A 20,967-nucleotide genomic window follows, 5' to 3' on the forward strand; every position below is an offset into this window, starting at 1 on the left:
GCAAAATCATTGACATACGGACATACCACTGCTTTGTCCGGCACTTCTGCTTTAAGCTCAGGAGGAGACTTCACTATCAATTAGACGCCGCACGCTCCAGCCCCTTTGATTGCATAGGCAGAGCGTGCTCAGTGATTAACGATGTCGCCGTGCATTGCCGCCAGTCGTGCGAGCAAGCGATTCTGCGTGCGGCGCGGAATCTTGCGCTGATCCATCGCCCAGTTCAGATCCTCGACCAAGGCATTGAAGTCGCCTTCACGAATGGCCAGATGCGCATGCGCCTGTTTCATCGACTTGGCGGTATCCGGGCATGGCCCATCGCTGACGTGGCAGAACTTCTGCACCAGACGCTCGTTGAGCATGACGATGTTGACGCGCGCGAATTGATCGACGATGCGTTGATCGTCGGCAATGCGCGAGAGCATGGTTTCCACCAGCGCTTCGATCCCGGCTTGCCCGCCGAGTTCGTCGTAGAGCGTCTGGCGCGGTTGCGTGGTGGCGCAGGCGCTCACCAGGCCCAGCACGCAAAGCAGGCAGCAGCGCAGCCATCGGTTCATCAGAACGCCACCTGCAAGGAAAGATAGGGACCACGCTGATCGGTAAGCGTGGCGATGTCGCCAAGGTCTGCCCAGGCCGCGGTGAACGACACATGCTTGCTGGGAAACCAGGCGACGAATGCGTCTGCCCAGGCCTTTTCGTGCGCGAAGCCCAGGTTATCGGGTTTGTCTCGGTATTCCACGCCCACTGCCAGGGAGGGCGACAGCATCACCGCAGCGCTGGCCTCACCTACCAGCCGGTAGCTGTTGCGACGATCGCCGCCGAAGCCGAGCAAGCCGGTCTGATTGGCGCGGGTGGCGCGCAGGGTACCGTTGAGCAACAGCTGATAACCGCCAACGCCTTGCAGAAACAGCCGGCTGGCGCTGACGTACACATCGGTGCCGTGGTCGTCGCGCGCACCGATCGCCAGGGGCAGCGTGCCGTTGCGCAAACGCTTGTATTGCACGCCCAGACTGACTTGCGGCGCGCTCCCGTACACGAGGTCGCCATGCAGGCGCAGCTTGGCGCCGAACACATCCTGACCCAGTGCATTCCACGGCAAGCCCAATCGGTCCTGCAATGTGCCCAGATCCAGGCGTTGCCGTGCGAGCGAGAGTTCCAGCCGATTGCCGACGGTGAGCGCGGCGCCCTGCACATCCAATCGGTAATCGCCGCTGTCCACGTGGGTGGCGAACACGACGGTGGCAAGTTCATCGCGCGTGCCGTAGCCCGACAGCGTGGCCCACGGCACGATGCCGCCGCCGCTGCTGCCTTCGATCATCGACACGCCGCCGGTGGCAAGCAGACGCCCTTCTCCAGCAATCGCCAGTGGCGGCGTGAGCGCCAAACAACCCAACACTGCAGCAGACCGCGCGGCACCCACCCACTTGCTCATCGTTGCGCTCCTGCTTGCGCGGCCGGCACCAGATCGAGTTGACCCAGATCGAGTTGACGCATGCACCAGGCCACAAACGGCACTTCTTCCAGCGGCGGCGCGTACAGATAGCCCTGCACCATGTCGCAGCCATAACTGCGCAGCAACCCGAGCGCCGTGGCGTTTTCCACGCCTTCGGCGATCACGCTCAATCCAAGGTTATGCCCCAGATCGATCGTGCTGCGCACGATGAATGCATCGTCGGTGCCTTCGGCCAATTGCATGACGAAACTCTTGTCGATCTTCAATTCGTTGACCGGCATGCGCTTGAGCTGCGCCAGCGAGGAATAGCCGGTGCCGAAGTCGTCGATGGACAGGCGCACGCCGACGCTGCGCAGCTGATGCAGCATGTGCAGCGCGAATTCGACATCGCGCATCAAGGCGCTTTCGGTCAATTCCAGCGTGACCCGCTCGGCCGCCACCGCGTGATGCTCCAGACGACCGCGCACATAATCCGGCAGGCCGGGGTCGGATAGATCGAGCGCAGAGAGATTGATCGCCATGCCCAGCTCCAGGCCCTGGCTGCGCCATTGCGCCTGACACCGCAGCGCCTCGTCCAGCACATAGCGGGTCAGCGGATGGATCACCCCGGAGTGCTCGGCGAGCGGAATGAACTCGTCCGGGCCGATCGGTCCCAGCACCGGGTGATGCCAGCGCACCAGTACCTCGACCTGTTCGACGCGATCGCTGCGCAAACAGATCTTGGGTTGGAAGCGCAAGGTCAGTTCGTTGCTGGCAATCGCCTGGCGCAGATCGCCAGTGAGCCTTAGACGACGCAGATGCTGCTCGTCCTGGCCCAGGCGATACACGCTGCTGGCACCGATGGTGATGACATTGCCGCCCTGGCGACGCGCGATATCGGCGCGCCGCAGCAAGGTATCCGGATCGGCGCCGTGTTCGGGGATCAAGGCGATGCCGATGCTGGCTTCCAGCTGGATGCGCGCCTGCGGCAACGCCAGTGGGCGACGCAGCTGCAGCAGCAATCGCTGCGCATCCTGCTGCACGCTGGTCATATCGGCCTGCGCCACCACCACCATGAATTCGTCGCTGCCCAACCGCCCGACCACATTGGGCTCCTGCACGACCTCGGCAAGGCGGCGCCCTGCTTCGACCAGCACCTGATCGGCGAAGTCGTGCCCCAGGCTGTCGTTGAGTTCCTTGAAGTGCTCAAGATCCAGGATCAGCACGGCGGCCGTAACACCCGAGGCCACGGTCTGCTCGACCACCTGTTGCAGCCGTTCCAGCAGCCAGATGCGATTGGGCAGGCCGGTCAAGGCATCGTGGCGCGCCTGATGCAGGATGTGCTGCTCGCGGCTGGCGATCTGCTGCTGCATGCGCCCGAAGCTGTCGGCCAGCTCGGCCAGTTCGCGTCCGGGCGGTACCTGCACCGCGGTGTGGTAATCGCCGCGCTGGATGCGTCGTGCTGCCTGCACCAACTGCGCAACCGGCTTGCTGACGCTGCGCGCGAGAAAAATCGCCACACCGATTGCGGCGGCCGTGGCCAGACCGGCCAACAACAGAATGCGCAGCTTGAGGATGCGATACGGTGCGACCGCACGATCCAGCGAGGCCTGCAAGGCGACCCGCACATGACTGTCGCCCTGGATCGATTGCAGTTTGACCAGGTAACGTGCGTCGGCCAGCGTCAGCGGGATCGCTTCACCCTGCCCCGCTTCGGCGGCGGGCAGCTGCTGCGGGAACTCGGAGCGCGCAGCCGGCTCCAACGTGGAGGCCAGTACGCGCACCGGCGGGCCATCGGTGAAAAAGGTCGCATCCAGCCCGGTGGTGGTACGAAAGTCCTGCGCCAGCCCATCGCCGGACTCGTTGCCGATCGCGATCCAGCCCACCCGGTTCGGCGCCAGTACCTGCACCACTGCCAGCCGCACGATGCGTTGATCCAGTGCCACCACCCCGACCGCGTGCCCGTCGCGCTGGGCCTGTTGCAGCAGTGCCTGCACGGCGCGCAATTGCTCGGCTTGCGGCAGATCCGCCAGCCCGGTCAGGAATTCGCCATCCGGCGACAACAGCACTGCGGTCTGCGCCGACATGCGCGCGGCATGGTTACGCAATGCCGACTGCATGGTCGGCACATCGCCACTGGCCACTGCCGCACGGAAACCGAAATCGTCGGCCAGCACCGAGGCCGACTGCAGCAACTGCTCGTCGCGGCGCACGTTGATGCGTTGCCAGACGCGTTCGCCGATCTGCAGTTCTTCGCCCAGTTGCGCCTTGACGCTACGCTCGGTGGCGACCTGCACTGCGATGAAGGTCAGCACTTGCGTGGCGAGCACGACCAGGACCACCAAGGCCGCAATGCGGGTATGCAGACGCATCGCCTTCATGGATGCGGCTTCTTCGGGTCGGCACGACGGAATTTGTCCTGCAGCGCGCGCACGCGCTCATCCGGTGGTGCCGCCATCGGCGCGGCGCCGGTGGTCTGCAGGGTCACGCGACGCTGCACTGCATCGCGCGCAAGCAGCAACGGCTCGGTGACCACGGCACCCTTGATGCGCGGATGCCAGACCCGCAGCGTATAGGCGCCTGCCGGTGCATCCAGTTGCACGCGGCCGTCGCTGCCGGTCTTGCCGAAATACGGCGTCTCCAGCACCACGATATAGCCAAGCATCCAGTCGTGGATATTGCAGCCAATCGTCACCAGGCCCGCCTGATCGAAACGGATCGGCGTGGCCTTGGTGCCCTGAAACAGCGGCAATTCGAAACGCTTGGCAGGCGAAAAAGAATAGACCTGGTGGCGGATCTGATCGTTGTTCGGAAAGCGCACCAAGGTGCCGGTGCGCACCGCCAGGACGGCGGGCACGAACTGCGAATTGACCTGATCCATTTCCATGGTCTTTGCTGCACTGGGTGGCGCCGGACGCGCCGGCTCCAGACTGACCACCGCATCGACCAACATGCCGTTGGCATCGGCCACGGTCACGCTGACCGGCGTTGCCACCACAGCGCTTGCGGCGCAGTACGCCAGCAACACCGAACCCACACCTATCCGTTTGAACCACTGCGTCCGCATGCTCCCCCCAACCTAGTGCAATCGGCAACGGGCGCCAGGCGAATCCGACGTCGCGCTAGCGATCAGACTGAGTTATCGGCTGAGGTGAACGCAAGCTTTAACCAGACGCGAGCGGAATGTTTTGAACAGAACTGTGGTGTCGGTCATTACCCGTGTTGCGAGCGCGGCTATTCGCTGCGCGCGCTGATAGGGACCGCGTGCTGGATTACTTCAGCTTGATCTCGCGCAGACGCTCTTCCAGGAAGCCGTGTGCGGTGATCGGCTGGGGATAGCGGCTCGGGTTTTCGGCAGTGATGCACGAAGGCAGCACGTCGATCAGAAAGTCCGGATTCGGGTGCAGGAAGAACGGCACCGAATAACGCGGCTCGCGCGCTGCTTCGCCCGGCGGATTGACCACGCGATGGATGGTGGACGGGTACACATGGTTGGTCAGGCGTTGCAGCATGTCGCCGATATTGACCACGATGGTGTCGGCATCCGCTGTGAATGGCACCCACTCGCCATCGTTGGAACGCACTTCCAGACCGGCCGCGCTGGCACCGACCAGCAAGGTGATGAAGTTGATGTCGCCATGCGCACCGGCACGCACGTTGGGAATATCGTCGCTGGTGATCGGCGGGTAGTGGATCGGCCGCAGGATCGAATTGCCGTTGTTGGTCTTGTCGACGAAATAGTCCTGCGGCAGGCCGATATGCAGCGCCAGCGCCGACAGCACGCGCGAACCCAGGTGATCGAGCTGCTGGTACAGGCGGTAACCGCGTTCGCGGAAACCGGGCACCTCTTCGGGCCACAGGTTCGGCGTCATCACCTCGCGATACGGCGAATCGTCCGGAATCTCGCGGCCGATATGCCAGAACTCCTTCAGATCGAAATGCTTGGAATCCTTGGCCGTTTCCACACCGAACGCGGTGTAGCCGCGCGCGCCACCACTGCCTTTGACGTGGTAGCGCTGCTTGACATCTTCCGGCAGCGCGAAGAACGCCTTGAACACCTCGTAGGCGCCATCGATATCGGCCTGCGCAATGCCGTGATTGCGGATGCCGGCAAAGCCCCACTGCCGATAGGCCGCGCCGAGCTCGGCGACGAAGGCGTCGCGGTCGCTGTCGAAACGGGTGATGTCCAGGGTCGGGATGCGGGCGCTCATACGGGTATCTGCAGTCGAAGTCGAGGAGTCAAAAGGAAGGCCTGCTGTTCAAGACAGCAGGCGATACAACAGGTAGAACGTCGCGGCCTTGGCAAAGACCACGCACACGCCAATGATCAGCGACTCACGCCGCGTCACGCACGGCACCCGAGAGTCTGTCCAGCGTGTCCTGCATCAGGCCAGCGTCGTCGGCTTCCACCGTCACGCGCACCACCGGCTCGGTGCCGGAAGGACGCAGAAACGCGCGGCCACGCCCCTGCACGGCGGCTTGCGCCTGCTGCAACGCCTGCTGCACGCCAGCGGCTTCCACAATCGCCTTGGCAGCGCCGCCATCCAGACGCACGTTGATTGTCTTCTGCGGCACCTTGCTCAGGCTGCTCAAGGCCTGGCGCAGGCTCTGTCCATCGCGCCCCAGGGCCTCGAGGACCTGCAGCGCGCTGACGATGCCATCGCCGGTGGTGGCGCGATCCAGGCACAGCAGATGGCCGGAGGTTTCGCCACCCAGGGTGCCGCCACCTTCCACCAACGCCTGGTGCACGTAACGGTCACCGACCTTGGCGCGCTGGAACGGGATGTGCAATCCAGCCAGCGCCTGTTCCAGGCCGTAGTTGGTCATCAGCGTGCCGACCACGGTACCGGTGAGCCGGCCGCTGGCCTGCCAGGAGCGCGCCAGGATATAGAGCAGATCGTCGCCATCGACCGGGTTGCCCTGGTCGTCGGCCATCAGCACGCGATCACCATCGCCATCGAAGGCGATGCCCAACTGCGCACCGCTCTCGCGCACCTTGGCAGCGAGATTGTCGATATGCGTGGAGCCGACGCCGTCATTGATATTGAGCCCGTCCGGTGCGGCACCGATGACCACCACGTCCGCACCCAGCTCGCGGAACAGCATCGGCGCGATGTGATAAGTCGCCCCGTGCGCGCAGTCCAGCACCATCTTCAGGCCATGCAGGGTGAAACCGCGCGCCACGCTGGCCTTGCAGAATTCGATGTAACGGCCGATCGCATCGCGCGTGCGGATCGCCTTGCCCAGACGCTCCGACTCCACGGTGTGGAACGGCTCGTCGAGCGCGGCTTCGATCGCCGCTTCGGTAGCGTCGTCGAGCTTTTCGCCTTCGGCGGAAAAGAACTTGATGCCGTTGTCGTAATGCGGATTGTGCGAGGCGCTGATCACCACACCGGCATCGGCGCGCAGCGTGTTGGTCAGGAACGCGATGGCCGGGGTCGGCATCGGGCCGATCAACTGTACGTCGGCACCCGCAGCGACCAGGCCGGCTTCCAAGGCGGCTTCGAACATATAGCCGGAAATGCGGGTGTCCTTGCCGATCAGCACCAGCGGGCGCTTACTGCGCCCGGCGGTGAGCACGCGGCCGAGCGCATTGCCCAGCCGCAGCACGAAATCGGCGGAGATCACGCCCTGCCCGACCCGACCGCGGATGCCGTCGGTTCCGAAATACTTGCGGGCGCTCATGGAGCCGTGACCGAAAGCGTCGGGACCTGCGGCCAGGGAGCAGGGGCCTGGAAGGAGCAGCCATCGACGGAAGTCCACAGGTCGCAGACCACGTTTTTCCCGGGAACCGCCAGCACGAACACCAACCTCACGCCACCGCCTCTTGCGGATGCGGCTGACGCATCATCATCGCGGTCAGATCGGCGAGGCGGTCGCGCATGTCGCGGCGGTCGCAGATCTGATCGATGGCGCCATGGTCGAGCAGGAACTCCGAGCGCTGGAAGCCTTCCGGCAAGGTTTCGCGCACGGTCTGTTCGATCACGCGCGGGCCGGCGAAGCCGATCAATGCATGCGGCTCGGCGATATTGATGTCGCCCAGCATCGCGAACGAGGCCGACACGCCACCGGTGGTGGGATGGGTCAGCACCGAGATGTACGGCAGGCCGGCTTCGCGCAGGCGGCCGAGTGCCGCGGAGGTCTTGGCCATCTGCATCAGCGAGAACAGGCCTTCCTGCATGCGTGCGCCGCCGCTGGCGGAGAAGCACACGAACGGGCAGCCGACTTCCAGCGCCACTTCGGCGGCACGCGCGAAGCGCTCGCCGACCACCGAGCCCATCGAGCCACCCATGAAGGCGAAATCGAATGCGGCGGCGACCAGCGGGTTGCCCTTGAGCGTGCCGCGCATGGCGATCAATGCGTCGTACTCGCCGCTAGCCTTCTGGCTGGCCTTGATACGCTCGCCGTAGCGCTTCTGGTCCTTGAACTTGAGTACGTCGACCGGGCCCAGCTGGGCGGCGATTTCGGTGGTCGGGGCATCCACATCGAACAACGCGGCCAAGCGCGCGCGGGCGCGGATTGCCATGTGGTGGTCGCATTTCGGACACACCTCCAGGTTCTCCTCGAGCTCGGGGCCGTACAGCGCGCTGCCGCAATTGCTGCACTTTTCCCACAGGCCCTCGGGGACGCTGCGCTTCTTGGCCGGGGTGTTCTCGGTGCGGATGCCGGAGGGCATCAATTTGCTGAGCCAGCTCATGCGTGTATGACAATCCATGCAGGGCGGCCTTACGGGCCGCAGAGGGGCGTAAGTCTAACGCGCTGGGGGAAAAGCGAGGTAGCGCGGGGGATGAATGTGGGACTTGGTGGCAGTTCGGAGGGCTAGCTGCGAGCTTGGTTCTAGGTGGTTGCGCAGGTGTTTGGAGTGAAGGTCGGTTTGTTGTGCTGCGCCTTACTCTGGTTGGCGTGCACCTATGGTTGGGATGCACCTGACTTCGTCCGTACCCTCATCCGCCCCTGCGGGGCACCTTCTCCCGACGGGAGAAGGATCAAAGCCCCTCTCCTGCGGGGCGAGAAGGCACGGCTTGCGCGCCACTGGCGCGCGTGCCTTGGAGCGCCCGCGCCGCAAGCGCGGGCCGGGGCGCGAAGCGGGGGTTGGGGTGAGGATACGGGCGAAGCCACGTGCACGGACGCGAGAGGGGCTTTGGCCTGGTTTCAGGGATGATCCAGTGCCTGGCGGAGCGGGGTCAGGAACGCTTCGGCGTATTCGCGGGCAGTGCGAACGTCCGGGGCTTCGGCCAGGGCGGCGACCAGGGCGCTGCCGACGACTACGCCGTCGGCATCTACGGCCATCGCAGCGGCGCTGGCCGCATCCTTGATGCCAAAACCGGCCACCACCGGGGCGCCGGCACGCAGGCGCAGCTGGCGCAGGCGATCGCCCGCCGCGGTGGTGTCAAGCAGATTCGAAGCGCCGGTGACGCCGGCGAAGCTGACGTAATACAGATACCCCTGGGCGCTGCTGCACAGCATGTCCAGGCGCTGCTCGCTGGTGGTCGGCGAGGCAAGCGCGATCAGGGCCAGGCCCACCTCGGTGAAGATGGCGCGGGTCTCGGCGGCCTCTTCGGGTGGCAGATCCACCAAGAGCAAGCCATCCACGCCGGCGGCGACGGCGGCTTCGGCAAAGCGCCGGGTGCCGTGGATCTCGATCGGGTTGAGGTAGCCCATCAGCACCACCGGGGTGGTGGGGTCTTCGCGGCGGAATTCGTGCACCGCTTCCAGTACATAGGCCAGGCCGGCGCCACGACCAAGCGCGCGTTCTGAGCTGCGTTGGATGGTGGGGCCGTCGGCCATCGGGTCGGAAAACGGCACGCCGAGTTCGATAACGTCGGCGCCGGCGCGCACCAGCGCGTGCATCACCGGAACGGTGGCTTCCAGCGAGGGATCGCCGGCAGTGATGAAGGGAATGAGCGCCTTGCGGCCATCGGCACGCAAACGTTGGAAGGTTTCGTCGATACGACGCATTGAAAGACCTTGAAGAAGTTAGCTGCGGTACGACCGCATCAATGGATGTCCTGGTACATGGCTGCGGGCAGTTCGGTCAACGCTTGCGCGTCCACCTCGACGTCGAAACTGTCCAGACAGCAGCCGCAGCCGGTATTTTCCGAACACGTGCGGATCTGCGGCGCCCAGCGGTCGAGCCAGGCGAACAGCAGGTCCTGTTCGCCTGGCTGGTCGGCTAGCGCGGTCACGGTGACGCGCCGCAGCGGCATCAGACTTGCACGCCTTCGCGTGCGGCGATGGTGTGCACGTCCTTGTCGCCACGGCCGGACAGGTTGCACAGGATCAATGCGTCCTTGGGCATCTCGCGGGCGAGCTTGATCGATTGCGCCACCGCATGGCTGGACTCGAGCGCGGCCAGAATGCCTTCGGTATGCGCCAGCAGATGGAACGCGGCCATCGCCTCGTCGTCGGTGATGCCCTGGTAGACCGCGCGACCGCTGTCGGAGAGGAACGAATGCTCCGGACCGACGCCCGGGTAATCCAGGCCGGCAGAGATCGAATGGGTTTCGGTGATCTGGCCGTCGTCGTCGCAGATCACATAGGTGCGGTTGCCGTGTAGCACGCCGGGGCGACCGGCCGCGATCGAGGCGGCATGGCGACCGGTGGCGATGCCGTCGCCGGCCGCTTCGGCGCCATAGATCTTGACGCCCGGGTCGTTGAGGAAGGCATGGAACAAGCCGATCGCATTGCTGCCGCCGCCCACGCAGGCGCTGAGCGCATCCGGCAGACGGCCGTAGTCTTCCAGCATCTGTGCGCGCGCTTCGCGGCCGACAATCGCGTTGAAGTCGCGCACCATGCGCGGATACGGATCCGGGCCGGCGACGGTGCCGATGATGTAGAAGGTGTCCTGCACATTGGTGACCCAGTCGCGCATCGCTTCGTTGAGCGCGTCCTTGAGCGTGGCCGAGCCGGAGGTCACCGGGATCACCGTGGCACCGAGCAGCTTCATGCGGTAGACGTTGATCTTCTGCCGCTCGATATCGGTGGCGCCCATGTAGACCACGCACTCCAGGCCCAGCCGCGCGGCGACCGTGGCGCTGGCCACGCCATGCTGGCCGGCGCCGGTCTCGGCGATGATGCGGGTCTTGCCCATGCGGCTGGCCAGCAGGGCCTGGCCGATGGTGTTGTTGATCTTGTGCGCGCCGGTGTGGTTGAGGTCTTCGCGCTTGAGCAGGATCTGCGCCCCGCCCACTTCGCGGCTCAGGCGCTCGGCGTGATAGATCGGGCTGGGCCGGCCGACATAATGCTTGAGATCCTTGTCGTACTCGGCGATGAAGGCCGGATCCTGGCGCGCCTGGTCGTAGGCCGCAGACAGTTCCTGCAATGGGCCGATCAAGGTCTCGGCGACGAACCGGCCGCCGAATTTGCCGAAGTGGCCGGCAGCGTCCGGATAGGCGTAAAAGTCACTGATGGGCTGGGCCGACATGGGAATCCTCTGCAGCAATGCGGTCATACGAGAAGCACGCACTTTAGCGCAGCCAGCCGGTGCGATAAATCGATAAGATTGCCGCAACCTGTGATCTGGACTCACACAATGAGTTACCCGCTTCCGCCGCTGGCGGCCTTGCGCGCCTTCGAATCTGCCGCGCGCCTGCAAAGCGTCAGCCGGGCTGCGCAGGAACTGCACGTCACCCATGGCGCCATCAGCCGGCATGTGCGCACCCTGGAGCAGTCACTCGAAACCGCCCTGTTTTCCCGCCAGGGCCGCGGCCTGGTATTGACGGCAGCGGGCACGCGCTTGCGCGATGCGACCGGGGAAGGCTTCGCCTTGATCGGCGAGACCTGGGCTGGGCTGTTAAGGCGCCCTGGCAGCGAGACGCCGCTGGTGCTGGGCTGTTCGGGCAGTCTGCTGGCGCGCTGGGTCATTCCGCACCTGAGCCGGCTGCAGCAGGACCTGCCGGATGTGCGGCTGCATCTGTCGGCCAGCGAACAAGCGCCAGGCCCGGAGCTGGATGGCCTGGATGCGGCGCTGCTGCTGGACACCCCGCCGTGGCCCGGCGAGTGGCAAGTGCACGAGCTGGGCGTGGAATGGATCGGCCCGGTGCTGAGCCCGCAGCTTGCATCCACGACGCAGCTCGACGGAAACGACCCTGCCGCCCTGCTCGATCACGCCTTGCTGCACACGCGCTCGCGCCCGCAGGCGTGGCCGGAGTGGGCGCAAACACATGGTGTGGCGCCCGAGGCGCTGCGCTTCGGGACCGAATTCGAACACCTGGTCTATTTACTGGAAGCCGCTGCCGCCGGCCTGGGGGTCGCGATCGCACCGCAACCCTTGGTTGCAGCGGATCTGGCGGCCGGGCGCCTGCTGGCGCCCTGGGGATTCACGCCGACGCGCGGGCGCTGGGTGCTGTGCGCTGCAAAGCGCAATCCGGATCCGCGGATCGAGCGGCTCGCTGGTTGGCTACGCGGTGCATTGACTGAAGATCAGGTGCAGACACCTGCAATAGATATCGCGCACGGCTAAGTGCAGCCATCAAGCAACCGCGTCGTTCAAGAAGCAAGCGGCTGCGCGATGGTTAGCCGGAAAGCCGAGCGACCAAGAGCAATGTGTAGCGGCGACAAGCGCTCCAAAACAGCGGCACAAGCCCGAGCTCCGCTTGCCTAATCCCTAATCTCAATTCCCCAATCCCAAAACTCACGCCATCTCGTGGCAATCGGCCCGGCGCACTTCTTCGACGAACTTGCGCATCATGTGGCCGTCCTTGATGCCGGGGGCCAGCTCCACGCCGCTGGACACGTCCACGCCCCATGGCAGCGTCGCCACGATCGCGTCGAACACGTTGTCGGCGTTGATACCGCCGGCCAGCAGGAACGGGCGATGCAGGCCGGTCGGCAACCGCGACCAGTCGAAGGTCTTGCCGGTGCCGCCGCCTGCGCCGGGCGCATGGCTGTCGAACAGGAAACCGGCTGTATTGGGATAGGCCAGCTGCAAGGTGCGCGCGTTGGCGTCCTCGCCATTGACGCCGGTGCTGCCCATCGGCACGGCCTTGAGATAGGGCAGATTGAAACTGCGGCAGAACGCGTCGTCTTCTTCACCATGGAACTGCAGCAGCGTCGGACGCACCGTGCGCACGACCTCGCGCACTTCTTCCTTGGAATTGTTGCGGAACAGCGCCACCACATCGACCATCGGCGCGGTGGCCTGACGCATCGCGCGCGCCTCGGCCGGTGCCACGCGGCGCGGGCTGCCGTGCGCAAAAATGAAACCTACCGCGTCCACACCCAGCTCGCCTGCCAGTCGAATATCACCGGCGCGGGTCATGCCACAGAACTTGATACGGGTGCGGTACAGCGATCGATTCATTGGGTGACCTCGGCGGGCAGATGCCACTCTGCGGGATACAACGGCCCGATGAACACCAGGCCTTGTGGCGGCGCCGTCGGCCCGGCCACAGAGCGGTCGCGTCCGGCCAGCAACGTCGCGATCCAGTCGACCGGTTGTTCTCCGGTTCCGACCAGGATCAGCGAGCCAACAATATTCCGCACCATGTGATGAAGGAATGCATTGGCCTGGACCTGCATCTCCACCACTTCGCCAATCCGCTGCACGCTGATGGCCTGCAGGTTGCGGCGTGCATGCGGCGCCTGGCATTGCACGCTGCGAAATGCGTTGAAGTCGTTCTCACCCAACAAGGCCTGCGCCGCTGTGTGCATGGCATCTGCATCCAGCGAGCGCCGCTCCCAGCTCAAGGTCTGCCGATACAGCGCGGGGCGTATCTGACGATTGAGCAGGCGATAACGATAACGGCGGGCACGTGCGGAAAACCGCGCATGGAAGTCGGCCGCCGCCGGCACGCACCAGCGCACCGCGATCGAGGGCGGCAGCCGCGCGGTGGTGCCCAACATCCAGCTGCGCGGGTCGCGGCGCGCATCGCTGTCGAAATGCACCACCTGGCATTCGCCGTGGACGCCGGCATCGGTACGACCTGCACAGACCACCTGCACCGGGGCATCGGCGACCGACGACAAGGCCGCCTGCAGCCTGGCCTGCACCGTTGGCCCGCCGTGTTCGCCCAATTGCTGCCAGCCTTGAAACTCGCTGCCGTCGTACTCCACGCCCAGCGCGTAACGCATCGGAACCTGCCTGTTGTTGAATCGATTGAGTATGCGGACCAAGCGCGGCCGGCAAAGCGTCGCGAGCGATCGTCAGTGAGGCGCAAACCGCGCGCAAGCACCGCAGTGTGACGAGCAACGATGCCGCACCGAGCACCGACTGCGCGCGCCTGACGCCGAGCGCAGTCGTTTGTCAGTCGCCCTGCGCGGCGGCGCGCTCGGACCACACCGCCAGCGTCGTGCCACCGGGCTCGCGGAAATGAAATCGGCTGCCGCCTGGGAAGCCGAACACCGGCTTGACGATCTCGCCACCGGCAGCACGGACACGTTCAAGCACTGGTGCCAGGTCGTCGGCATACAGCACTACCAGCGGACCCGCTTCAGCCGGTGCCGACGCAGTGGCACGGTAGAAACCACCGTCCAGGCGCCCGTCGTTGAAGGCCAGGTAATCCGGGCCATAGGCCTGAAATTGCCAGCCGAAGACCTGTTCGAAAAACGCGCGGCTGGCGTCCGGATCGATCGAGGCGAACTCCACGTAATCGATGCGACGCTCGCGTGCGGCACGCTTGTCTGCGGCAAGGCTGTCCATGGCCGGGCTCATGTCAGCTGCTCCAGCAATTCAGCCGCTTCGGCACGCGTGGCCTCATCGCCGGTGGCGGCGACTTCCAGCAACAGGCCGCGTGCGGTGTCCTTGTCGCCCAGATCCATATAGGCCACTGCCAGCTCCAGCCGATCGCGGCCTGCGGACGTGAATTCCCTGTACGTCTCTACGCCAGGCGCGGCGACGGGAGCGATGGGAGCCACCGGAGATTGCGCGAAATCCAGGCTGTCCTGGGTAGCAACCGCTGCAGGCGGTGCGACTGGCGGAAGATCGCTGATTGCGTGCTCCGGCTCCAGATCCAGTTCCGGCGCAGGCGCTGGCGCTGGCTCAGGCTCGACGTACTCCGGCACAGCCACCGGGGCCGGAGCCGGCGGCGTTGCACGCAACGACCGCCAATCCTCGCTGGTGACCACGACCGGCGCAGGCGCTGGCTCAGACAGCAGCGGCTCGCGGCGCAACACCTCCGATAGCGGCTGCTGCGCATCGTAAGCGCGCTCGTCCTCGCGCAGATTGGCCTGCTCGAATTCGGTCTCATGCACCACGTCGTACTCGCTGGGCTGCGTGGCGAGCTCGGCATCCTGCGACTCTTCCGTCTCGGCTGCGGCACCCACAGGCACGAAGTCGAACTGACGACGCGGCAACGGTGGCAACGGCGAGGGTTTGCGGCGACGCGCGGCCAACCATGCGACCACGGCCGCAACGATCAACACCAGCCCGCCGATCAACCACAACGGCAAGCCGCCGCCCTGCTCCGCCGCAGCCGGCGTCTCCGACAGGCGCTTCTGCGCGGCGGCCAGATCGGTGTTCTTCATTGCGATCAAGGCTTGCTGTTGCTGCTTGAGTTTTTCCAGATCGGCCACGCGCGTGCGCAGATCCTGCAATTCCGCATCGCGGGTGGCGATGTCTTCCTTGGCCTGTTGCAACTGTTGGTTGGCCGCCATCTCGCCCTCGCCTTCGGCACTGGTGCCGGACGTAGCGCCGGCGGTGTTGGTCTGAATCGCCACTGCCGGGGCGATCTCGAGCCGCGCGCCGGCCCCCGCAGTGGTGGGCGCAGCAGGTGCTGCGGATGTAGGCGGTGCCGCGGCAGTCGCGCCGGCTTCGGCCGGCTGCGGAATCGCCGAGCGCGCCTGCCGCCACTGGGCAGCCTGCTCGCGCACCATCACCGCCGCTTCGGCCGCACCGACCTGTGCCAGCGCCTCTTCCTGCGGCGTCCGCAGCACCGCGCCCTGCTTCAAGCGATTGATATTGCCGCCGATGAAGGCGTCGGGGTTGGTCCGCAACAACGCCAGCATGGTCTGATCCAGCGAATGCCCGCTGGAGCGCGCCACGGCGGCGATTTCCGACAAGGTCTGGCCGGAGCGCACCGCCGGCAACGCATCGCCGGCCTGCGCGGCAGCGGCGGTGCTTGCACTGCGGCGTGCAGTTGGAGTGGTAGCGGCAGTGTTTTGATCGGTGCCGGCGTCAGCCGGGGCCGACACCGGGGACTTACGGGGGATCGTATTGTTGGTCCCGGCGCGCGGCGCTTCGATGGCCGGCCCTGCGATCGCAGCCGCGGTGTTGGGCGCATCGACCAGCGCGGAATACTCGCGCACCAGACGCCCCTGGCCCCACTCCACTTCGATCAGGAAGTTGATCGCCGGTTGATCGACCACCTGGCTGCTGGTCACGCGGATCACCGCACGCCCGCGCGCGTCCTGCGCGAACTGGAACTGCAGGCTGCTGACCAATCCCTGCGGGCGCTCCAGGCCAACCCGCGCGAAGGTGGTCGCCGATGCCAGCGCCACACGGGCGTTGTCGAGTTCGCCCGGTTCGTTGGAGATGACCGGAATCTCGGCCACCAGCGGTTGCCCAGGCTTGGACAGCACCCGGATATCGCCCAACCCCAACGCCATGGCGGTGCCACTGCAGACCATCAGCAGCAACGCACCTATCGCTTGTATCGGACGCATCGCGCCCCCGCCCCTATGTTTCATGGGCATCAATATAGCCGCTGAATGAGCGAAAAAGTCGGCCAGCTCGCGCGGAGTGCACAGGCCGTCGCGATGCGGCATCCATGCAGCAGGCCATCGGCAGCGTATGGGTAGGAGCGCACTGGTGCGCGATGAGGCTTCACTGGGAGAGCTTCATCGCGCGCCAGCGCGCTCCTACCGAACGACCGTGCTTTAGCCTTCCTGTGCGACCAGCTCGGCCAGCTGCACGGCGTTGAGCGCGGCGCCCTTGCGGATGTTGTCCGAGACGATCCACAGATTCAGACCGCGCGGATGCGACAGGTCCTCACGGATACGTCCGACGAATACCGCGTCCTTGCCGGAGGCGTGCGTGACCGGGGTCGGGTAGCCACCGGGCTTGTGCTCGTCCACCACTTCGATGCCGGGCGATGCTTCCAGCAGCGCGCGCGCTTGCTCGGCAGTAATCTTGTCGCGGGTTTCGATCGCCACCGCTTCGGAGTGACCGTAGAACACCGGCACACGCACTGCGGTGGGATTCACCATGATCGTCTCGTCGCCCAGGATCTTGCGGGTCTCCCAGACCAGCTTCATCTCTTCCTTGGTGTAGCCGTTGTCCTGGAAGTCGTCGATGTGCGGGATCAGATTGAAGGCGATCTGCACCGGGAAACGCTGCGGTTCGATCTGCTGGAAGCCCAGCAGTTCGCTGGTCTGCTTGCCCAGCTCTTCCATCGCCGAGCGACCGCCACCGGAGACCGACTGGTAGGTCGCCACGTTGATGCGCTCGATGCCGTACTTGCGGTGGATTGGGCCGAGCGCGACCAGCATCTGCATGGTCGAGCAATTGGGGTTGGCGATGATGCCGCGCGGACGCTGCTTGAGCGCTTCCGGATTCACTTCCGACACCACCAGCGGCACATCGTCGTCGTAACGGAACGCGGAAGAATTATCGATCACCACTGCACCGGCAGCAGCGAACTTGGGGCCGTATTCCTTGGAGACGCTGCCGCCTGCGGAGAACAGCGCGATGTCCACGCCGGTGGGATCGAAGTCGGCCAGATCCAGCACATCGACCTTGCCACCATTGAACTCCACCTGCCCGCCGGCCGAACGCGACGACGCCAGCGCGTACAGGGTGGCGACCGGAAAATTGCGCTCGGCCAGGATGCTCAGCATGGTCTCGCCGACAGCGCCGGTGGCGCCCACGACCGCGACGTTGAAACGACGGTTTTCGTTGCTCATGAGATTGTCTTTATCGAAAGAGGAAAGAGGAGAACGCGCTTGCGCAGTGGGTTCGGGGAACCTCCAAAGCTGGCCGCGGAGGTTCCCTATCGTTTGGTCGTGGTGGTTTTGATCGCGCCGGCTTTGATCGCTTCGCCATCGCTCGCGCCCACGCGCGCGCCGCCCTGTTTGGCAGCGGCCACCGCATCGGCATTGAGTGCGCTTGGCGGATGGCCGGCATGCGGACCGTGGCCCAGCGCGGCAATCAGGTTGTCCACCGCCAGCTGCACCATGGCGCGGCGCGTGGCCAGGCTGGCACTGCCGATATGCGGGGTGAGCACCACGTTGCGCAAGGCCAGCAACTCGGGGCGTACTGCAGGTTCGCCTTCGTAGACATCCAGGCCGGCACCGGCCAGCCGCCCATTGGCGAGCGCATCGGCCAACGCGATTTCATCGACCAGGCCACCGCGCGCGATGTTCACCAGCGTGGCGGTGGCGCGCATCTTGCCCAGCGCTGCGGCATCGATGATGTGGTGCGAGGCCTTGGTGTACGGCAGCACCAGGACCAGGTGATCGGACTGCGCCAGCAACGTATCGAAATCCACATACTGCGCGCCAAGCGTTTGTTCGGTCTCGGCCGGCAACTGGCTGCGGTTGTGATACAGCACGCGCATGCCGAAGCCGTGCACGCCGCGGCGGGCGATGCCCTGCCCGATCCGGCCCATGCCCAGAACACCAAGCGTGCTGCCGTGGATATCGGCGCCGAGCATGGTCTTGAACGACCACTGCCCCCACTGCCCATCGCGCAACCAGCGCTCGGATTCGGTGATGCGACGCGCGGTGGCCATCAGCAATGCAAAGCCGAGATCGGCAGTGGTTTCGGTCAGCACGTCCGGCGTATTGCTGGCCAGGATGCCGGCCGCACTCAACGCATCGAGATCCAGATTGTTGTAGCCCACACCGACATTGGCGATGGCGCGCAGCTGCGGTGCGGACGCGATTTCTGCCGCACCGATACGCTCGTTGAGAGTAATCAACGCACCATCCAGCGATGCCAGCTGCGCAGCCAGATCGGCCGGCGAATAGGCAGTGACGCGCGCGGTGGTGATCAGCTCGAAATGCTCGCCCAACTGCGCGACGACGTCGTCGAACAGGGGCTGGCTGACCCACACCTTGGCGCGCCGCGACTCAGACATCGAGTTGACCGGGAATACGCGGCGACACCTCGCCGACATCGCCGCATTGGGCGCGATGACGCAAGGCCTGATCCATCAACACCAAGGCCATCATCGCCTCGGCGATCGGGGTGGCGCGAATGCCTACACAGGGGTCATGGCGACCGGCGGTGATCACATCCACCACGGCGCCCTCGGCATCCACCGTCGCGCCGGGCAGGCGCAGACTTGAGGTCGGCTTGAGCACCATCGAGGCGGTGATCGCCTGGCCGGTGGAAATGCCGCCCAGGATGCCGCCGGCATGGTTGCTGAGAAAGCCTTCCGGGGTGATCAGGTCGCGGTGTTCGGTGCCCTTTTGCGCGGCGCTGGCAAAGCCATCGCCGATCTCCACACCCTTGACCGCGTTGATGCTCATCAGCGCGGCAGCCAGTTCGGCATCGAGCTTGCCGTAGATCGGCTCGCCCCAGCCCGGCGGCACGCCGACGGCCACTACGTCCACACGCGCGCCGACCGAATCGCCAGATTTGCGCAGCGCATCCATATAGGTTTCCAACTCCGGCACCTGCTCGGCATGCGGCCAGAAGAACGGATTGTCTTCGACCGCATTCCAGTCGAAACCGGTCGGGCGGATCTCGCCCAGCTGCGATAAAAATCCGCGCACCAGCACGCCGTAGCGCTGCTTGAGCCACTTCTTGGCAATGACGCCGGCAGCCACGCGCATGGTGGTCTCGCGCGCGGACGAGCGCCCGCCGCCACGCGGATCACGGATGCCGTACTTCTGCCAATAGGTGTAGTCCGCATGCCCGGGGCGGAACTGCTGGGCGATGTTGCTGTAGTCCTTGCTGCGCTGATCAGTGTTGCGGATCAGCAAGCCGATCGGCGTGCCGGTGGTGCGGCCCTCGTAGACGCCGGACAGGATCTCGATCTCGTCGGCCTCGCGGCGGGCCGAGGTGTGCCGGCTCTTGCCGCTGGCACGCCGCTGCAGATCGTGGGTGAACTCTTCCGGCGCGATCTCCAGGCCCGGAGGGCAGCCGTCGATGACGCAGCCGATCGCCGGCCCATGCGATTCGCCGAAGGTACTGACCGTCAACAAGCGACCAAAACTGTTACTGCCCATGACGGCATCCTCTCAACAATGCAGCAGGTGGCATGGCGCGCAAGATGCGCGGCAGATGACGTGCCGCCACCAGCATCGGCGCCCCTGCCAACAAGCCGCTGAACACCAGCACAAACACATCCAGCTCGTCACGCCCGCTAAGCAGCCAATCGGCAAGCAGGTACAGCGCAACGCCGATTCCGACCAGCAGGCCGAGTGCCACGATCAGCGTGCGGCGCCGATGCGCGCGCAAGGCCGCATCCGAACTGACCACCACGATCCATGCCGACACCAGGCCAAAAAACGCCATCAGGCCAAAACCAATTTCCGCCGCAGCGCTCAACCAGCGCTGTGGCGAGGGGCTGCCGTACATCGGGTCGAACAAGCGATACACCACGTCGAGCAAGCCCAGCGGAATGCCCACACCGAAGATCGACACCGGCACCAGCAACAGGAGATCGCTCAGCTGCGGCCGCGGTGTGGACGACTCAGCGTGCACTGGCCAACTCGGTGATGCGCGCAGCATGCGCGATCAATTCGCGGCATTCCACCGCAAAGATGCCCATCTGCCCGACCTTGAATTCGACCCAGGCAAAATCCACTTCCGGCAGCAGCTTGATCAGATGCTGCTCTGATTCGCCCACTTCGCAGATCAGCAAGCCGTCTTCGCTCAGGTGCTGCGGCGCATCGCGCAGGATCTTCAGCACCAGGTCCAGTCCATCGTCGCCCGCGCGCAGGCCCAGCTCAGGCTCGTAGGAATACTCCTGCGGCAACGCGTCGGTTTCGTCGTTGGTGACATACGGCGGATTGGTCACGATCAGGTCGTACTGGCGACCGCCCAGCCCGGTAAACAGGTCCGACTTGAGCAGGGTGACGTTGTCGGCATGCAGGCGTGCCTTGTTTTCGGCGGCCAGCGCCAGCGCGTCGTCGCTGATGTCCACGCCGTCCACGTCCCACTGCGGGTTGTAGTGGCCCATGGCGATCGCGATACAGCCCGAACCGGTGCACAGGTCCAGTGCGCGGGTGACTTCGCGGCCGCCCAGCCAGGGCTCGAAGCCGGCTTCGATCAGCTCGGCGATCGGCGAACGCGGCACCAATGCGCGCGCATCGCTCTTGAAACTCAGGCCGGCAAACCAGGCCTCGCCGGTCAGATACGCCGCCGGCACGCGCTCGCTGATGCGGCGTTCGAACAAGCCCAGTACCTGCTCTTTTTCCGAGCGCAGCAGACGCGCCTGGCCGTAGGCCGGGCCGAGATCGTGCGGCAGATGCAGGCTGTGCAGCACCAGCTGGGTGGCCTCGTCCAGCGCATTGTCGTAGCTGTGGCCGAAGGTCAGACCGGCTGCATTGAAACGGCTGGTGCCGTAGCGGATCAGGTCGATGATGGTGTGCAGTTCGTCGGCCGCGGCGGCAGTCATGGCAACAACTAAAGAGGAATCGGCCCACGA

Annotated in this window: 20 protein-coding genes; 1 reads left to right on the plus strand and 19 read right to left on the minus strand. The window is 65.3% G+C overall.

The window, feature by feature from the left end; all coding sequences use genetic code 11:
- Window positions 1–128: 128 nt before the first annotated feature.
- The 10 genes from XcyCFBP4188_RS08220 to trpB form a co-directional block, all read right to left on the minus strand.
- Entirely contained in the window at window positions 129–557 is a 429-nt protein-coding gene (locus XcyCFBP4188_RS08220) for a group I truncated hemoglobin (protein ID WP_006450572.1), read from the minus strand.
- Entirely contained in the window at window positions 557–1,432 is an 876-nt protein-coding gene (locus tag XcyCFBP4188_RS08225) for a DUF3034 family protein (RefSeq protein ID WP_104591910.1), read from the minus strand. The genes XcyCFBP4188_RS08220 and XcyCFBP4188_RS08225 overlap by 1 nt, the downstream gene beginning before the upstream one ends.
- On the minus strand, window positions 1,429–3,813 hold the full coding sequence (locus tag XcyCFBP4188_RS08230) for a putative bifunctional diguanylate cyclase/phosphodiesterase (protein ID WP_104591911.1): 2,385 nt from the start codon (window positions 3,811–3,813) through the stop codon (window positions 1,429–1,431). Before XcyCFBP4188_RS08230 ends, XcyCFBP4188_RS08225 begins: the two co-directional genes overlap by 4 nt.
- Complete coding sequence (locus XcyCFBP4188_RS08235) at window positions 3,810–4,499, minus strand: methylamine utilization protein (RefSeq protein WP_043908821.1); 690 nt, start codon at window positions 4,497–4,499, stop codon at window positions 3,810–3,812. The genes XcyCFBP4188_RS08230 and XcyCFBP4188_RS08235 overlap by 4 nt, the downstream gene beginning before the upstream one ends.
- A gap of 205 nt (window positions 4,500–4,704) precedes the next feature.
- Window positions 4,705–5,643, minus strand: a complete 939-nt coding sequence (locus XcyCFBP4188_RS08240) for an isopenicillin N synthase family dioxygenase (RefSeq protein ID WP_006450576.1) — start codon at window positions 5,641–5,643, stop codon at window positions 4,705–4,707.
- Window positions 5,644–5,767: 124 nt separating this feature from the next.
- Window positions 5,768–7,117 (minus strand): phosphoglucosamine mutase, encoded by a 1,350-nt coding sequence (gene glmM, locus XcyCFBP4188_RS08245; RefSeq protein ID WP_006450577.1) that lies wholly within the window; start codon window positions 7,115–7,117, stop codon window positions 5,768–5,770.
- 127 nt (window positions 7,118–7,244) lie between these two features.
- Window positions 7,245–8,129, minus strand: coding sequence for an acetyl-CoA carboxylase, carboxyltransferase subunit beta (gene accD, locus XcyCFBP4188_RS08250; RefSeq protein WP_006450578.1), 885 nt, complete (start codon window positions 8,127–8,129; stop codon window positions 7,245–7,247).
- Window positions 8,130–8,584: 455 nt separating this feature from the next.
- Window positions 8,585–9,391 carry a tryptophan synthase subunit alpha gene (gene trpA / locus XcyCFBP4188_RS08255; protein WP_046933005.1) on the minus strand — a complete coding sequence of 269 codons (807 nt, stop codon included), beginning with the start codon at window positions 9,389–9,391 and terminating at the stop codon, window positions 8,585–8,587.
- Between the two features lie 38 nt (window positions 9,392–9,429).
- Window positions 9,430–9,639, minus strand: coding sequence for a hypothetical protein (locus XcyCFBP4188_RS08260; protein WP_023904473.1), 210 nt, complete (start codon window positions 9,637–9,639; stop codon window positions 9,430–9,432).
- Window positions 9,639–10,856 (minus strand): tryptophan synthase subunit beta, encoded by a 1,218-nt coding sequence (trpB, locus tag XcyCFBP4188_RS08265; protein ID WP_043889309.1) that lies wholly within the window; start codon window positions 10,854–10,856, stop codon window positions 9,639–9,641. Before trpB ends, XcyCFBP4188_RS08260 begins: the two co-directional genes overlap by 1 nt.
- 108 nt (window positions 10,857–10,964) lie before the next feature.
- On the opposite strand from trpB, the gene XcyCFBP4188_RS08270 reads away from it, so the two are divergent.
- Window positions 10,965–11,894, plus strand: a complete 930-nt coding sequence (locus XcyCFBP4188_RS08270) for a LysR family transcriptional regulator (protein ID WP_046933008.1) — start codon at window positions 10,965–10,967, stop codon at window positions 11,892–11,894.
- Between the two features lie 171 nt (window positions 11,895–12,065).
- On the opposite strand, the gene XcyCFBP4188_RS08275 is transcribed toward XcyCFBP4188_RS08270, so the two are convergent.
- The 9 genes from XcyCFBP4188_RS08275 to prmB form a co-directional block, all read right to left on the minus strand.
- Window positions 12,066–12,734, minus strand: coding sequence for a phosphoribosylanthranilate isomerase (locus XcyCFBP4188_RS08275; RefSeq protein ID WP_104591912.1), 669 nt, complete (start codon window positions 12,732–12,734; stop codon window positions 12,066–12,068).
- Complete coding sequence (gene truA / locus XcyCFBP4188_RS08280) at window positions 12,731–13,504, minus strand: tRNA pseudouridine(38-40) synthase TruA (RefSeq protein ID WP_006449443.1); 774 nt, start codon at window positions 13,502–13,504, stop codon at window positions 12,731–12,733. The genes XcyCFBP4188_RS08275 and truA overlap by 4 nt, the downstream gene beginning before the upstream one ends.
- A 172-nt stretch (window positions 13,505–13,676) precedes the next feature.
- The gene (locus tag XcyCFBP4188_RS08285; RefSeq protein ID WP_046933010.1) at window positions 13,677–14,084 is read right to left on the minus strand and encodes a VOC family protein; all 408 of its coding nucleotides are present in this window, start codon (window positions 14,082–14,084) and stop codon (window positions 13,677–13,679) included.
- Entirely contained in the window at window positions 14,081–16,033 is a 1,953-nt protein-coding gene (locus tag XcyCFBP4188_RS08290) for a motility hub landmark protein FimV (protein WP_233397279.1), read from the minus strand. The genes XcyCFBP4188_RS08285 and XcyCFBP4188_RS08290 overlap by 4 nt, the downstream gene beginning before the upstream one ends.
- Window positions 16,034–16,246: 213 nt before the next feature.
- Window positions 16,247–17,272 carry an aspartate-semialdehyde dehydrogenase gene (locus XcyCFBP4188_RS08295; RefSeq protein ID WP_006450471.1) on the minus strand — a complete coding sequence of 342 codons (1,026 nt, stop codon included), beginning with the start codon at window positions 17,270–17,272 and terminating at the stop codon, window positions 16,247–16,249.
- 86 nt (window positions 17,273–17,358) lie between these two features.
- Complete coding sequence (locus XcyCFBP4188_RS08300; protein WP_104591914.1) at window positions 17,359–18,447, minus strand: 2-hydroxyacid dehydrogenase; 1,089 nt, start codon at window positions 18,445–18,447, stop codon at window positions 17,359–17,361.
- Window positions 18,440–19,543, minus strand: a complete 1,104-nt coding sequence (gene aroC / locus XcyCFBP4188_RS08305) for a chorismate synthase (RefSeq protein WP_104591915.1) — start codon at window positions 19,541–19,543, stop codon at window positions 18,440–18,442. The genes XcyCFBP4188_RS08300 and aroC overlap by 8 nt, the downstream gene beginning before the upstream one ends.
- Entirely contained in the window at window positions 19,533–20,021 is a 489-nt protein-coding gene (locus tag XcyCFBP4188_RS08310; RefSeq protein WP_006450474.1) for a hypothetical protein, read from the minus strand. The genes aroC and XcyCFBP4188_RS08310 overlap by 11 nt, the downstream gene beginning before the upstream one ends.
- On the minus strand, window positions 20,011–20,937 hold the full coding sequence (gene prmB, locus XcyCFBP4188_RS08315; protein WP_006450475.1) for a 50S ribosomal protein L3 N(5)-glutamine methyltransferase: 927 nt from the start codon (window positions 20,935–20,937) through the stop codon (window positions 20,011–20,013). Before prmB ends, XcyCFBP4188_RS08310 begins: the two co-directional genes overlap by 11 nt.
- Window positions 20,938–20,967 lie beyond the last annotated feature (30 nt).

The organism is Xanthomonas hortorum pv. cynarae (genome assembly GCF_002939985.1).
Lineage (GTDB): Bacteria > Pseudomonadota > Gammaproteobacteria > Xanthomonadales > Xanthomonadaceae > Xanthomonas > Xanthomonas hortorum_D.